Source organism: Faecalibacterium sp. BCRC 81149, assembly GCF_022750605.1.
GTDB lineage: Bacteria > Bacillota > Clostridia > Oscillospirales > Ruminococcaceae > Faecalibacterium > Faecalibacterium duncaniae.
In genome coordinates, this window is record NZ_QXJA01000003.1 from 147,034 (window position 1) to 160,172 (window position 13,139).

The 13,139-nt window shown below is 57.3% G+C and carries 11 protein-coding genes; 7 read left to right on the plus strand and 4 right to left on the minus strand.

What is annotated here, in order from left to right; translation table 11 throughout:
• Positions 1 to 138: 138 nt before the first annotated feature.
• The 3 genes from D3F01_RS05775 to D3F01_RS05785 form a co-directional block, all read right to left on the minus strand.
• Complete coding sequence (locus D3F01_RS05775) at positions 139 to 744, minus strand: hypothetical protein (protein WP_242886760.1); 606 nt, start codon at positions 742 to 744, stop codon at positions 139 to 141.
• Positions 745 to 967: 223 nt separating this feature from the next.
• On the minus strand, positions 968 to 1,768 hold the full coding sequence (locus D3F01_RS05780) for a PD-(D/E)XK nuclease family transposase (protein ID WP_242886762.1): 801 nt from the start codon (positions 1,766 to 1,768) through the stop codon (positions 968 to 970).
• A gap of 146 nt (positions 1,769 to 1,914) precedes the next feature.
• Entirely contained in the window at positions 1,915 to 5,841 is a 3,927-nt protein-coding gene (locus D3F01_RS05785; RefSeq protein WP_242886779.1) for an efflux RND transporter permease subunit, read from the minus strand.
• Between the two features lie 473 nt (positions 5,842 to 6,314).
• On the opposite strand from D3F01_RS05785, the gene D3F01_RS05790 reads away from it, so the two are divergent.
• The 6 genes from D3F01_RS05790 (at position 6,315) to D3F01_RS05815 (ending at position 10,825) form a co-directional block, all read left to right on the plus strand.
• Positions 6,315 to 7,253: a stage 0 sporulation family protein gene (locus tag D3F01_RS05790; RefSeq protein WP_242886782.1), complete on the plus strand. Its 939-nt coding sequence runs from the start codon at positions 6,315 to 6,317 to the stop codon at positions 7,251 to 7,253.
• Positions 7,254 to 7,543: 290 nt separating this feature from the next.
• Complete coding sequence (locus D3F01_RS05795; protein ID WP_097769877.1) at positions 7,544 to 7,714, plus strand: 4Fe-4S binding protein; 171 nt, start codon at positions 7,544 to 7,546, stop codon at positions 7,712 to 7,714.
• Between the two features lie 133 nt (positions 7,715 to 7,847).
• Positions 7,848 to 8,522 (plus strand): methyltransferase domain-containing protein, encoded by a 675-nt coding sequence (locus tag D3F01_RS05800; protein WP_242886785.1) that lies wholly within the window; start codon positions 7,848 to 7,850, stop codon positions 8,520 to 8,522.
• Between the two features lie 107 nt (positions 8,523 to 8,629).
• Positions 8,630 to 9,469, plus strand: coding sequence for a 16S rRNA (cytidine(1402)-2'-O)-methyltransferase (gene rsmI / locus D3F01_RS05805; RefSeq protein ID WP_223453316.1), 840 nt, complete (start codon positions 8,630 to 8,632; stop codon positions 9,467 to 9,469).
• A gap of 103 nt (positions 9,470 to 9,572) precedes the next feature.
• Complete coding sequence (locus tag D3F01_RS05810) at positions 9,573 to 10,061, plus strand: YfcE family phosphodiesterase (RefSeq protein WP_242886788.1); 489 nt, start codon at positions 9,573 to 9,575, stop codon at positions 10,059 to 10,061.
• A complete protein-coding gene (locus tag D3F01_RS05815; RefSeq protein ID WP_242886791.1) occupies positions 10,058 to 10,825 on the plus strand; it encodes a biotin--[acetyl-CoA-carboxylase] ligase in 768 nt (255 codons plus the stop codon). The genes D3F01_RS05810 and D3F01_RS05815 overlap by 4 nt, the downstream gene beginning before the upstream one ends.
• Positions 10,826 to 11,096: 271 nt before the next feature.
• Here the strand turns inward: D3F01_RS05815 and D3F01_RS05820 are convergent, their stop codons facing one another.
• Positions 11,097 to 11,633 (minus strand): gamma carbonic anhydrase family protein, encoded by a 537-nt coding sequence (locus D3F01_RS05820; RefSeq protein WP_242886794.1) that lies wholly within the window; start codon positions 11,631 to 11,633, stop codon positions 11,097 to 11,099.
• Positions 11,634 to 11,739: 106 nt separating this feature from the next.
• On the opposite strand from D3F01_RS05820, the gene D3F01_RS05825 reads away from it, so the two are divergent.
• Positions 11,740 to 13,029 carry a D-alanyl-D-alanine carboxypeptidase family protein gene (locus D3F01_RS05825; RefSeq protein WP_242886796.1) on the plus strand — a complete coding sequence of 430 codons (1,290 nt, stop codon included), beginning with the start codon at positions 11,740 to 11,742 and terminating at the stop codon, positions 13,027 to 13,029.
• The last annotated feature ends 110 nt before the right edge of the window (positions 13,030 to 13,139 follow it).

The following is a 13,139-nucleotide window of genomic DNA, read 5'->3' on the forward strand; positions in this document are numbered from 1 at the left end:
TCCCCTTCTGTGTTGGCATTTTTTAAGGGAATCTATCCAATATTTCGAGAGATTTTTTGTAAGTTCTGCCCCATAGGCAGAAAAAAGCCCCGGAGGGCCAGGGGTAGGCGCTCCGGGGCTTGTATGTCAGATCAGATATTACTGCTGGGTATACTCTTTATAACCCTTCAGGTCAATCTTATTCTGAATTTCTTCAGGAATCTCATTGATCCATTTATTAACTTTCAGGGTTACAGTCTTACCAGAAACAGTTTCCACAATGTATGCCAGCTTATCGCCGTTGAAGCAATAAACAACCTGCTGTCCATCAACCATAACAGACTCAGCATACATAGTCTCACCAGTGGCTTCAATCTTATATTCAGGAATAACCTTGATGCTCTTTACAATGTCCGCAGAAGGAACTGTGGCATTACCTGCACTCACAAGATCCGTAGGCTTAGCCATCTTCTTATAATATCCCTGGTTTAAAATATAGCATGCTTCATCCTTAACAACCATATCATATGCTGTACCCATGTTAACGAACATCTTCTCCCCGTCAACAGCAAACTTCACAGTTGCAGGAGTTGCTTCCACGCCATATACGACAACTTCGGAATAAACCTTTCCGGACTTCTGATTTGCTTCCACGACCTTCTGCAGACGGTAAGAAGGTGCGCTGTCCTCGCCGCAAGCGGTCAGCATCAGAGTTGCCATTGCCACAGCCATGATAGCTGCTGCGATTTTCTTGAGCATTTTCATTTGTAGAACCTCCAATGTAAAATGATATTTTACCACACAGAAAGCATACCCCTACACCTTCCGTAGTGTGACCTCATTTTACATCTACCCCCCCCCCCCTGTCAATATTTTTTATTGAATTCCCCAATTTTTGGAGACTGTTCCAAAGCTGCGGCGAATTTTTTAGCAGATTGACAAAAAGCACCCCTCACATGGCTGTGAAGGGTGCTTTGGGGAAGGTTTCTTATGCAGAACACGGTTCGGTAATTGCCTCCCGCACCTGTTCTAACGAAAGTTCGGTAGTCTGGGCGATCTTATCCAGATCATGCTCTCCGTTCTTCCAGAGATTGAGCGCAATGCGCTTTCCCTTTGCCACCTCGGCATCTTCTCGTTCCCGATCAACGATCACCTGCATTGTCTTGCACATAGCTGCCACTCCTTCCGTTTCTTCTTTAAAGTATTTTACTCTTGCCCTTATTTTGGGGTTCCGGATATCCCGATAGTCATCACAGCGGAAATCCTGCATCAGCGCGCCGACCTCATCCGTTCCTCGATATGCGCCGTTCACATATACAATATGTGCACGGTCGTGGAACAGCTTCCCGGTTTCCCGAATCGTCCGTTCAATATTGTAAACCGGCAGACCATCTCCCAAAACATCATTTGCCGTAATAAATATGATATATGTCTCAGGCAGGTCAGAATATTTTTCACCAGAAGTTGTCAGGCGGGAATCAAACATCGCACTGTTCAGCCGCGCCCGTTCCGGAGCGGCTCCCTTATCTTCCTGCTGTACTTCGATATCATACTGCTTGCCTGCTTCATCCGTTGCATAAATGTCCAGCCGTACAGAACGGCCAAACAGATTGCCGATCGTAAGCTGTGTTGCAGACCTTGCGACGGTCAGATCTTTTCGTTTCAGGATGATGCGAAGCAGCTCCTGTGTGCTCTCTTTATCTCCTGAAAACACCTGTGTCATAAAGGTGTCATCCATCAGGGTGAATTTACGGATAGCATTCATGCGTTCTTCATTCTTCTCATCCAACTGTACGAACCGCATTTCCGTCATCCTTTCGTTTCAGAAAAAGAGTACTTTTCTACGTTTATATTTTATCATCATTTTATCTGTACTGCAAGTATCAAAAAAAGCACCCCTCACATGGCTGTGAAGGGTGCTATGGGGAAGTTTTCTTACTCCGGCTGAGCGGTGTTCTGGGCGATATACTCGGCGGCATCATCGGGGATGTCGTCAAGGTTCTCATCGCCGATATCCACGTTCAGCGGCGGCTTCTTGAAGAGGATGTCATACATCAGGGGCACAACGTACAGGGTCATCAGGGTGGCGTAAGTCAGGCCGAAGATGATGACGATGGCCATGCCGCTCATCAGCTGGCTGGCCATATCGCCGCTGAACACCAGCTGGAGCATGGCCAGAACGGTGGTCAGGGTGGTCATCAGGATGGGGCGCATTCGTGTTTTGCCGGTGGCGATCAGGGCCGCGCGGCGCTCCATGCCGTCGATGCGCAGCTGGTTGGCGTAATCCACGAACACGATGCCGTTGTTGACGACCGTGCCCATCAGGACGATGAAGCCCATCAGGGAGATCATAGTCAGCTGCTGGCCGGTGAGCAACAGGCCCAGCAGGCCGCCGGTAAAGGCCAGCGGAATGGTGAACAGAACGATGAAGGGGGAGAGCAGGCTCTGGAACTGGGCCACCATAACAAGGTAGACGAAGGGCAGCGCCAGGAACATCCACTGGCCCATCTGATCCACCACCATGCCGTTGATCTCAGAGCCGCCGCCCATATAGAAGCTGCAGCCCTCGGGCATTTCATCGGATGCGGCAAACTCGTTCAGCTTCTTTTCCAGCGCGCGGGTCTCGGTGGTGGTATTGGTGCCCTCCACTGCGTCCGCCGTCACACTGATATAGCGGGTCTGGTTCTTACTGGTGATGGAGTCCGGGGTGGAGCCGGTGACCCAGGTGGCCATATCGCCCAGCGTGCAGGTGCCGGTCTCGGTGGTGCCGTCGGCGGCCATGACGGAGGTCGTAAACGTCATATCCATCATGTTTTCCTTGGTCATGGGGTCCAGATTGTTGCTGATCTGGACGTTCATGGTGGAGCCATCAATGGCAACGGGGGTCTGGGCCGTGGTGGTGGTGGTCAGTTTGGCGGCGATCTGCTGGTAGACCTGCGCCACGGTCAGGCCGTAGGAACGGACCTTATCCCGGTCGATCTGCAGGTTGATGGTGGCATCGCCGCTGCCCAGACCGTTGGTTGCATTGGTAAAGCCGTCCATCTCGTTGACCATATCCACCACCTTCTCGGAGAGGGCGGTCATGGTGTCGATGTCGTTGCCGGAGACCTGGACGGTCAGCCCCATATCCAGCTGGCTGGTCAGCTCCTGCATTCCGCTGATCTCAACGGTGGCGGTGCAGTGCTCCACGCCGTTCACCGCTTCCTCCAGCGCCTCACGGGCCTGTTCGATCTGCCGGGAGGAGAGGCTCTCGTCCAGCATCACGTTGATCTGGTAGGTGCCGTAGCTGTTGGCGGCGTTCAGCAGGTCAGTGATGGTCTGGGGCAGGCCCAGCTGGCCGACATCCATTCCGGCCACGCGGCTGTCGGTGGTAACACCCACCTCTTCCACGTTGTCCACAGCCAGCAGGGCATCAATGACATTCTCAGCCACGGCATAGGATTCTTCCTTGGTCATATCCTTCTCGGTGGAGAGGGTGACGATAGCCTCGTTGCTGGTGATGGTGGGCAGCATCTCAACGCCCATGGACATCACGCGCCAGCCGCAGAACACCAGCAGCACCACTGCCGCGCCCAGCGGTGCCCAGCGGTGCTGGAAGCACCATTCCAGGCTCTTGACATACTTTTCCTGCACCTTGTCGAACCACTTGAGCTCTTTGGGCTTGGAGTTTTTCAGCAGGGTAGAGGAGGCCGCCGGGGCAACCGTCAGGGCCACGATGAGGGAAGCAGCCAGACAGTAGCCGATGCACATGGACATGGGCTGCAGCAGGCTCTTGATGACACCGGAGGTGAAGATGACGGGCAGGAACACGCAGACAGAGGTGAGGGTGGAAGCCATGATGGCCATGCCCACCTGCTTGGTGCCCTGGACCGCCGCGCGGGCAGCGGGCACGCCGCGGCTGCGCAGACGGTAGATGTTCTCGATGACGACGATGGAGTTGTCCACCAGCATACCAATGCCGAGGGACAGGCCCGCCAGCGTCATAATATTCATATCCAGACCGGTGAAGTACATGAGCACCACGGCAAACAGCACCGACAGCGGGATACTGATGCCGACCACCAGCGTGGGCTTGATATCCTTGAGGAAGATGGCCAGCACGATGATGGCAAGGGCCGCACCGATGAGCATACTGCTCAGGATGCTGCTGACGATGATGCTGATGTAGTTGCCCTGGTTGGACAGCACGACCACATGCAGGCCATCGTATTTCTGTTCCAGCTCCTTGAAGGCGGCCTTGCAGTTGCCGGAAACTTCACCGGCGCTGGAAGAATTGCTCTTGAAGATTTTCAGCACCACGGAGCGCTCGCCGTTCAGGCGGGTAAAGCTGTCTTCCGCGTTGTCGATGATCTGCACATCGGCCACGTCAGACAGGCGGACATCGCCAAAGCCGTCCACATGGAGCAGCAGGGCACCGGAGATATCCTCGATGCTGTCGTACTCCTCGCCGACCTTCAGCAGCCAGGACTTGTTGCTGGAATCCTTGACATAACCGGCGGGCATGGAGAAGTTCTGGGCATAGATCAGCTGTGCCAGCGTGTTGATATCCAGCATCTTGGCCACGTCGGAGTTCTCCATGGCCATCTGCTTGGCATCCTCATACTGCTGCTTGGCATCTGCCAGCTGCTGCTCGTAATTGTTCAGCATCTCGCGGGCCTCGGTGAACTTGATATAGGCCTGCAGCTGCTGCTGGGAATAGCTGCCCACGATCTGGGTGAACTGGTCCATCAGGCCGGGCACGTCGTCCATGGCCTTGATGGTGCTCTCCAGCGTGTTATAAATGTTGCTCAGGCTCTGCTGCACCTGCAGATCATCGACCAGCTCCCCGGCCGTTGTGCCGGCGGTGTCGCCCTGCGCGTTCAGGCGCTGCTGCAGATCCTGCAAAGCGGTGGTCAGCTTATCGGTGATATCGCGCAGCTCCGCCACGATCTCGATCAGAGAATCGATATCCTGCATTCCGGTCTCGTTGAACTTGTCCACGACCCGCTGCAGGCCGCCCCGCACATCGATCAGGGCCTGCTGGATCTCAGGCTCGTTGACCACGGCAATGAGCTGGTTGACGCTCTCCAGAAGGGCCTGTGCCTGCTTCTTGACCAGCATGAAGGAATCCTGCAGCTCGCCGGAGTACTGGCTGTTGATGGTATCGCTGACCAGCTTGTCGTAATTGGCCAGCTGGGTCTCGTACTCCTTTCTGCCTGCCTCGATCTGGGCCTCGGCATCATCCAGCTGGGCCTTTGCATCGGCCAGCTGCACGTCAATGACCTCCAGCAGCTTTTCGTTGATGGCATCGATCTTTTCTTGATCGAGCTGCACCTGCACCATCCGGGTAACCAGACCATTGGCGGAAATATTGGAAACGCCGCCCTGACGCTCGATATAAGGGACCATGGTGTCGTTGACGAAATCGGCCAGCTCATAGGAATCGCTGCCCTCACGGCTGACGGCCACGGTCATAAAGGCGTTCATGTTCAGGGTATATTCAATGATGGAGGGGGTCATACAGGTGCTTGGCAGGCTGGAGGTGGTCTGATCCACCTTGTTGGACACCTTGACCACGGCACTGTTCATGTCCGTATCATCCTCAAACTCCATCAGCAGCAGACTGTAGTTTTCTGCCGAGGTGGCGGTGACGTTTTTCACGCCCGAGATGGTGCCCAGCGCACTCTCCATCACGTCGGAGACCTCGTTCTCCACACGCTCCGGGCTGGCACCGGGATAGACCGTGACCACCATCAGGTACGGTGTGTTCACGTTTGGCAGCAGGTTGGTCTGCATATTCTGCACGGACACAAGGCCCAGCATAATGACCATGATGACTGCAACCAGAACGGTGAACGGTTTTTTGACGCTGAATTTTTCCATTTCTTCCTACCGTTTCTGTGTTTTCCCACGCATTGCGCGGCTGCTCTTTTTCTCAGAGCGGCTCAAAGTCGATATCCCTATTATACACCCGGTTCCGGGGCTTGCAAGGCTTGCCCGGAGATTCTTTAGCAAATCTTGAAAATCTTTTGTGAAATCCGGGTGATACCTCAGTTTTTTGACGTTTTGGAGATCAAATTTCAGACGGAGTTCAAGTGGGATACGAATGAGCGGAGCGGAATGTTGCAGAGAATGAAAATTTTTACGCTTCAAACCTCTCAGGCGCTGCGCGCCAGCTCCCCTAGTAGGGGAGCCCTTGGCAGGCCGTCACGTTTTCGTGGGCAGACGCTTCGCTACTTTTTCTGCATCTATGGCATATTTTCTCCAGTTATGTTATACTAGAGAATAGAATGGATTTTCAGGCCCTTCTGTGGGCCTTTTTACAAGATAGGGGAGTTTCCCCTGTGAGGAACAGTATGAAAAAAGTCATCTCTGTCCGTTTCAAGGAAAACGGCAAAAGCTATTATTTCGACCCTGCCGGGGCCGACATCAAAACCGGCGAATATGTGATCGTGGAGACCGCCCGCGGCATTGAGTGCGGCGAGGTGGTGCAGGGCGTGAAAGAGATCGCCGACAGCGCCGTTTCCAAGGCGCTCAAGCCCATCACCCGGATGGCCGACAGCGTGGACGTGCGCCGGATGCGCCAGAACCGCGAGGATGAGAAGCGCGCCTACCACACCTGCCAGGAGTGCATTGCCCGCCACGGCCTGGAAATGAAGCTGGTGGAGGCCGAGTACACCCTTGACCGCTCCAAGATCATGTTCTACTTCACCGCCGATGGCCGGGTGGACTTCCGCGAACTGGTCAAGGATCTGGCCGGCATCTTCCACACCCGCATCGAGCTGCGCCAGATCGGCGTGCGCGACGAGAGCAAAATGATCGGCGGCCTGGGCATCTGCGGCCAGCCCTTCTGCTGCAGCCGCTTTCTCAAGGATTTCCAGCCCGTTTCCATCAAGATGGCCAAGGAGCAGGGCCTTTCCCTGAATCCCACCAAGATCAGCGGTGCCTGCGGCCGGTTGATGTGCTGCCTTTCCTACGAGGAAAACGCCTACGAGTACCTGAACAGCATCATGCCCATGGTGGGCAGCACCGTGTGCACCCCGGATGGTCTGGGCACCGTGCTGGAAGTGAACCCCATCTCCGGCTACCTGCGGGTGCGCTGCGGCACCGAAGCCCTGACCCCGCGCTACTATAAGGTGGGCGTGTGTGAGTATATCAGCGGCGGCAAACGGGCACCCCGCCGCCCCGACCCGGACGACGATTATTCCGGTGTGCGCAACCCCGCCCCGGTGGTGGCATCTGCCGATGAAAAGGGCAATGTGGGCTGCGGCAAATGCCCCAAAAAAGAGAAATAATTCCCAGAAAAATAGTGGGATATCACGGTGGTTAGTATCATAAAACTAACCTTTCTTCGTGATTTTCGCCAAAAAACTCTCTTAATTTTCCCGCAAAGTTAGGCCTTGCTTTTGTGCAACCCCACAAAAATAAAACTTTGGGCTTTTATGGCACACGGTTAGTCTTGCCTTTTCTTTTCCACTTTGTTAGAATGCAGACAAGGATGAATTCCGGGGAAGCCTGCTGGCACCGTGCGAGGGCAGACTTCTTCTTAAAGCTAGTGCACGGGTGATAAAAGGAGAGTTTTATTATGGCACACAAGGTTTCTGACGCATGTGTTGGCTGCGGCGCTTGCGAGGGCGCTTGCCCCGTTGGTGCTGTCACCATTGAGAATGGTGTTGCAGTTGTGAATGCAGACGCTTGCATCGATTGCGGCGCTTGCGAGGGTGCTTGCCCCACCGGTGCTATCACCGCTGAATAATTTCACGGCGAACACTGAAAAACGCATCAAAAGCAGCAGACCTGTCAAAAGCGGGTCTGCTGCTTTTCTTTCATGCACAATTTTCCCCGATTTTTCCGCCCGATATTTTGGCAGTGGATTTTAGGTGCTGTATATGGAACATTCCACCGAGATTTTGTATAATAGAACAAGAGTCTATTGTTCAGCCGTGCACCGCTTTGGCTCGGACGCGCTGCTGCTGGCCCGGTTTTCGGAGCCAAAGCGGGCCTGGCGCGCCGCCGACCTGTGCTCCGGCTGCGGCATCGTGAGCCTGGAATGGCATGACCGGGGCCACCGCGGCCCCTGCCTGGGGCTGGAGCTGCAGCCCGAAGCCAGCGCGCTACTGGCCGCCGCCTGCGCCGAACAGGGCATTGAGCACATCACGCCCGTCTGCGCCGACCTGCGCTCCTTCCGGGAGGGCGAGGGCAGCTACGACCTGTGCGCCTGCAACCCGCCCTATTTCACAGCAGGGGAGCAGGCCGCCGACAGGGCCCGGGCCACTGCCCGCCACGAGACGGACTGCACGCTGGACGATGTCTGCAAGTGCGCGTTCCGGCTGTTGAAGGATGGCGGGCGGCTCTCGCTCTGCCACCGGCCTGAGCGGCTGGCCGAGGTGCTGGCGGTCCTGCGGGCCAACCGGCTGGAACCCAAGCGGCTGGCCTTTGTGAAGAACCGGCCGGATGCCGCCCCCTGGCTGTTTCTGGTGGAAGCACAGAAGAACCGAAAAACAGGGCTGCGGGTCGAGCCGGATGTGCTCATCTCGGCAGGCGCGGCACTGTATGGACGCTGAACCTCTCAGGTGCTGCGCGCCAAGTGCGGGTTGCGGCTCCTGGTAGGAGAGGTGGCATCCCGTAGGGATGACGGAGAGGTTTTGTACAAATCAAATGGGAGGATACTATGGCAGGTACTCTTTATATCGTTGCCACACCCATCGGCAACCTGGATGACATGCCGCCCCGTGTGGCAGCCACCTTTGGCGCGGCAGATTTTATTGCCGCAGAGGATACCCGCGTGACCATGAAGCTGCTCAACTTTCTGGGGCTGAAAAAACCGATGGTGAGCTACTACGAGCATGCCCTGCAGAAGGGCGAGGGGATCCTGCGCCGCATTGAGGCAGGCGAGAACTGCGCCCTGTGCAGCGATGCCGGTATGCCCTGCGTCTCTGACCCGGGCGAAGTGATCGTGCGGGACGCACTGGCCCGGGGCATCAAGGTGGTGCCTGTTCCGGCAGCTTCCGCCTGTGTGACGGCGCTGGCCGTCTCCGGTCAGGACACCTCCCGCTGGGTGTTCGAGGGTTTTCTGCCTGTAAACAAAAAGCAGAAGCGGGAGCGGCTGGCCGAGCTGCAGGGCGAAAAGCGGACGGTCATCTTCTACGAAGCGCCCCACAAGCTGCGCACCACGCTGGACGACCTGACCGCCGCCTTCGGCCCTGAGCGGAGCATCACCCTCTGCCGGGAGCTGACCAAGCTCCACGAGGAGATCTGGAAAACGACGCTGGGCGAGGCCCAGACCCATTATTCCGAGAATGACCCCCGCGGCGAGTATGTTCTGGTGATGGCCGGTGCGCCCGCCGCCGAGGCCGAGGAAGAGCTGACACTGGAGCAGGCCGCCCAGCGGGCGCTGGAACTGACCCGGAACGGCTGCGCGGCCTCTGCCGCCGCCAAGGCCGCCGCGCAGGGCACGCCGTATTCCAAGAGTGAAGTGTACAAGCAGCTGCTTGCTTTGCAGGCAGACTGACCTCTCTGTCCATGCTTCCCATTGCCCCCCTCTCCTGACAGGGGAGCTGTCGCCGAAGGCGACTGAGAGGTTTAATACGTATAAATAAGGAGGACGTAGTCCCGTGACGAAACTTTTGATCCTGAGCGACAGCCACAACAGCGCCAGTGCAGTGGAGCGCATCCTGCACGCAGAAAGCGATGCAAATGCCGTTGTCTTTTTGGGAGATGGCCTGCGCGACCTGGAAGATGCACTGACCCTGCACCCCAAGATGAAGGTCTACGCCGTAGCCGGTAACTGCGATTTTGGTGCGTTGGAGCCGCTGGATGGGCTGGCCGCCTTCGATCAGGTGGTCGTTTTCTATACCCATGGTCACATGTACGGTGTAAAATACGATCTGGACACGTTGGCAGATGCCGCCGCCGCCCGCGGCGCTGAGGTGGCATTGTTCGGCCACACCCACAAACCCATCGCCCTCCAGAAAAACGGCGTGTTCCTGTTCAACCCGGGCTCCTGCGGCCGCTGCTACACCGGCCCCAACACCTACGGCGTGATGCTGTTGGACAAGGGCAGGATCACCAGCTTTGCACACAAAGAGGTACCGCAGCAATGAGCATCAATGAGGTGCGTTATCTGCCCGAATGCGGCAGCACCAACGCGTATATGAAAGAGCATTTTGAAGAGTTCGGCCCGGTGGGCGCGGTATACACCACCAACCAGACCGCCGGGCGGGGCCGCCTGGGCCGCACCTGGGTCAACGCCGAGGGCAAGGCGCTGTACTACACGGTCGCCATCCGGGAGCCGCTGGCGCAGCCCGCCACCCTGCCCCTGCTGGCCAGCCTTGCCGTGCGCAGACAGCTGGCCCTGCGCTACGGCGTGGACTGCCAGATCAAGTGGCCCAACGACCTGCTGCTGAACGGCAAAAAGATCGTGGGCATCCTGTGCGAAAGCGTCTGCTACGGCTACCAGCAGCAGGGCCGGGGCATCCTGTGCGGCATTGGCATCAACCTGGCCCAGCCGCAGAGTTATTTTGATGCCGCCAACCTGCCCCATGGCACCTCGCTGGCCCTGCAGGGTGCCGCGATCGATCTGGAGCAGGATCCCGGCTGGCTGGCCGAGGCTTTGACGGATTTCGGCTTTGATCGGCCCCTGTACACCTTTGCGCGGGATGGCTTTGCACCTTTCCGGGAGGAGTACAAGGCCGCCTGTGTCAACATCGGACGGCGGGTGACCTTTGACCTGCCGGACGGCGGGCAGGGAGCAGGCGAGGCCGTGGATGTAGACGAAGAAGGCCGTCTTGTTGTCCTCACCGACAGCGGCGAGGAACATGTGTTCACCGGCGAGGTCTCCGTGCGCGGCATCTACGGTTCCCTCTGAAACTTGATATAAAACAGCGCCCCCGGCAGAGGATTGCTCTGCCGGGGGCGCTGTTTCAGACAAACAAAAGTCCCCTCCGGCGCTTGCGGTACACCGGAGGGGACTCTTGTTTTGGGGTATTGCTTTGGTGTGAGGAGGAATCATGTGCAAGGGAGACGGTTGCGGCCCCACTCCCTTGTGCTCATAGTATACCCGATTTCGGCGCAAAAGTCATTACTTTCTTGTGAAATCTTGTGAAAATTCTGTTAAGCTTCGCACGAAATTATTTCGCTCACTCGTTTTCACCTTTTTCCTCTTTCCGCAGGGCTGCGGCGTGACGGCGGCCCTCCCCCACATAGTGGGCGGCATTGGCAAGGTTGGCGGCTGCCTGTTCGGGGCTGACCTGCTTGATGATCCTCCCCGGCACCCCCACCACAAGGGAATCGTCCGGGATGATCTTGCCTTCCGGCACCAGCGCACCGGCCCCGATGATGCAGTTTTTGCCCACAACACAGTGGTTGAGCAGGGTGGCGTGCATCCCGATCAGGGAACCGTCTCCCACGGTGCACCCGTGGACAAGGGCACAGTGGCCCACGGTCACGTTTTTGCCCAGCGTGACCGCCCCGCCCGGGTCACAGTGGAGCACCGCATTATCCTGCACATTGGTGTTCTCGCCCAGGGTCAGGGTGCCGTCGTCCCCGCGCAGAACCGCACCATACCAGACCGAGGAGCCCGGTCCCAGCACCACATCGCCCAGCACCGTGGCGTTGGGTGCCACGAACACCGCACCCTCGTCCCGGGGAACTTTTCCACCAAAAGGCAACAACATTGTGAAAAACCACCTTTCTCTTTTCCGTCATTTATGGTATTCTTTTATATAGTGTTTTAGTTTTTCGATTCAGGGAAGCCGGGAGCTTCCGTTGGAGGATACGCTTATGCAGAACTCTACTCTCTTCCGCCGGGCGGCGGCCCTGCTGCTGACCGCAGCGCTGGCCCTGACCCTTGTCCTGCCCGGTCTGGCCGCATACGAAATGCCCATCCAGACCGTGAACGAGGGCGAGTCGGTCTACCTGTTCAACGCGGACATCGACAAACCCATTCTGGAGCAGAACGCGGACCAGCAGCGCTACATTGCCAGCCTGACCAAGATGATGACAGCCCTGCTGTTTCTGGAAAGCGGCAAGGACATGAACGCGGAGATCACCATCCCCGCCAACCTGACCCAGGAGTTCAAGGACATCCAGAACGCCAACGGCAGCACCATCAACCTGCGCATCGGTGAAACGGTGCGCCGCATCGACCTGCTGTACGGCCTGCTGGTGGCCAGTGCCAACGACGCGGCCAGCGTGATCGCCAGCGATGTTTCGGGCGGCGACCTGACCGCCTTTGTGGCCCGGATGAACCAGCGTGCCAAAGAGCTGGGCTGCACCAGCACCAGCTTTACCTGTGTGCACGGCCTGTATGATTATGGCAACGTCTCTTCGGCCCACGACCTTGCCCTGATCGCCAAGGCCTGCGCCGAGAACGAGACCTATATGCAGGTGGCAAACACCCTGAGCTATACTCTGCCTGCCACCAACCTGCACCAGAACGAGCGCACCATCACCTCCACCAACCTGATGCTCAACCCGGAGTACCCCTACTACCGGGATTACATCCGGGGCATGAAGACCGGTTTTACCACCCTGGCGGGCCGGTGCTATGTGACCTTTGCTCAGAAGGATGGCCACACCTACGGGCTGGTGGTGCTGGGCTCCGACCTTGACAACATTTACAGGGAGGCCTCCGAGATCCTGGACTGGGCCTTTGCAAGCTTTTCTGACCGGGAGCTGGTGGACACCGAGACCCCGCTGACCACCGCCCCCCTGAAGAAATGCCGCTCTTATGAGGAAGTGGAGCTTTACGCTGCCGCGCCGGTCAGCGGCTACGGCCATGCGGACGACAAGGTGACCTTCACCTACGACCTTCAGGAGAATATCTCCGCCACCGTCAAGGATGGGGCTGTCCTGGGCACAGCCACCGTTTATCTGGACGGCTATGAGGTGGGCACGGTAGACCTTGTGACCCATCAGGAATATGTCTCCGACTTTCGCACCGACCTTCAGTCCACGCTTCTCCTGATGGCGGCTCTCATCGTTCTTCTGGCTGTCCTCAGCTTCTTCACCCTCGTTGCCGGGGGCGGCTCGCTGAATCTGGGCCGGCGCAGAAAAGCACGGAGAAGATGATCTCACCCTCTCAGTCTCGCTAACGCTCGACAGCTCCCCCGAAGGGGGAGCTTTTTGTTTTGGGCAAAACCCGGCTAAACCTCTCAGCCGTCGCTAACGCTCGGCAGGTA

What these genes read in the sequence shown, in the direction of transcription:
- D3F01_RS05775 (WP_242886760.1), bottom strand. Translation starts at nt 744, where the DNA reads ATGAAAATGCTCAAGAAAATCGCAGCAGCTATCATGGCTGTGGCAATG.
- D3F01_RS05785 (WP_242886779.1), bottom strand. Translation starts at nt 5,841, where the DNA reads ATGGAAAAATTCAGCGTCAAAAAACCGTTCACCGTTCTGGTTGCAGTC.
- D3F01_RS05790 (WP_242886782.1), top strand. Translation starts at nt 6,315, where the DNA reads ATGAAAAAAGTCATCTCTGTCCGTTTCAAGGAAAACGGCAAAAGCTAT.
- D3F01_RS05795 (WP_097769877.1), top strand. Translation starts at nt 7,544, where the DNA reads ATGGCACACAAGGTTTCTGACGCATGTGTTGGCTGCGGCGCTTGCGAG.
- D3F01_RS05800 (WP_242886785.1), top strand. Translation starts at nt 7,848, where the DNA reads ATGGAACATTCCACCGAGATTTTGTATAATAGAACAAGAGTCTATTGT.
- rsmI (WP_223453316.1), top strand. Translation starts at nt 8,630, where the DNA reads ATGGCAGGTACTCTTTATATCGTTGCCACACCCATCGGCAACCTGGAT.
- D3F01_RS05815 (WP_242886791.1), top strand. Translation starts at nt 10,058, where the DNA reads ATGAGCATCAATGAGGTGCGTTATCTGCCCGAATGCGGCAGCACCAAC.
- D3F01_RS05820 (WP_242886794.1), bottom strand. Translation starts at nt 11,633, where the DNA reads ATGTTGTTGCCTTTTGGTGGAAAAGTTCCCCGGGACGAGGGTGCGGTG.
- D3F01_RS05825 (WP_242886796.1), top strand. Translation starts at nt 11,740, where the DNA reads ATGCAGAACTCTACTCTCTTCCGCCGGGCGGCGGCCCTGCTGCTGACC.